Origin of the sequence: Haloarcula sp. K1, from assembly GCF_001647155.1 — an archaeon.
GTDB lineage: Archaea > Halobacteriota > Halobacteria > Halobacteriales > Haloarculaceae > Haloarcula > Haloarcula hispanica.
Genome location: NZ_LRHL01000027.1, coordinates 1 through 1,210 on the forward strand (window position 1 = coordinate 1; position 1,210 = coordinate 1,210).

1 tRNA gene and 1 rRNA gene are annotated in these 1,210 nt (G+C 59.7%); both read left to right on the plus strand.

The features are described from left to right. A 16S ribosomal RNA gene (locus tag AV929_RS10480) occupies positions 1 to 851 on the plus strand; the annotation flags it as partial. A gap of 105 nt (positions 852 to 956) precedes the next feature. Continuing rightward, a tRNA-Ala gene (locus AV929_RS10485) sits at positions 957 to 1,028 on the plus strand. Positions 1,029 to 1,210: the final 182 nt, after the last annotated feature.

Consider the following 1,210-nt stretch of genomic DNA (forward strand, 5'->3'; position numbering starts at 1 on the left):
GTCCAAGTGATGGCCGATATTATTGGGCCTAAAGCGTCCGTAGCCGGCCGGACAAGTCCGTTGGGAAATCGACGCGCTCAACGCGTCGGCGTCCAGCGGAAACTGTCCGGCTTGGGGCCGGAAGACCTGGGGGGTACGTCCGGGGTAGGAGTGAAATCCTGTAATCCTGGACGGACCACCAATGGGGAAACCACCTCAGGAAGACGGACCCGACGGTGAGGGACGAAAGCTAGGGTCTCGAACCGGATTAGATACCCGGGTAGTCCTAGCTGTAAACGATGCTCGCTAGGTGTGCCGTAGGCTACGAGCCTGCGCTGCGCCCTAGGGAAGCCGAGAAGCGAGCCGCCTGGGAAGTACGTCTGCAAGGATGAAACTTAAAGGAATTGGCGGGGGAGCACCACAACCGGAGGAGCCTGCGGTTTAATTGGACTCAACGCCGGAAATCTCACCGGTCCCGACAGTAGTAATGACGGTCAGGTTGACGACTTTACCCGACGCTACTGAGAGGAGGTGCATGGCCGCCGTCAGCTCGTACCGTGAGGCGTCCTGTTAAGTCAGGCAACGAGCGAGACCCGCACTTCTAGTTGCCAGCAATACCCTTGAGGTAGTTGGGTACACTAGGAGGACTGCCGCTGCTAAAGCGGAGGAAGGAACGGGCAACGGTAGGTCAGTATGCCCCGAATGGACCGGGCAACACGCGGGCTACAATGGCTCTGACAGTGGGATGCAACGCCGAGAGGCGACGCTAATCTCCAAACGGAGTCGTAGTTCGGATTGCGGGCTGAAACNNGCAAGGGGGCTTAAGTCGTAACAAGGTAGCCGTAGAGGAATCTGTGGCTGGATCACCTCCTACTGATCGGGATCAGGCCTCTGGCCTGACCCACCTTTCGGTGTTCGAGAACTCCGTCGACCGGGCACCTATGAACTATCAGGGCTAACAACCGTGCGGATCTGCCGGGCCCATAGCTCAGCGGGAGAGCGCCGCCTTTGCAAGGCGGAGGCCCTGGGTTCAAATCCCAGTGGGTCCATACGACGTGCCAGCCCCGAACCGTGCCCCTTAAGTGTGGGACGGCGATGGGATATGGTACGACGACAGATGCACCAGGCCGGGTGAAACCGAGCCTGGGAAGGGTCGATTCGCCCACCATCTCCACCTTGGGGGCGAGTATGAAACCGTGTGTACGTGCGATCCAGGCGTCCACTGGACTCG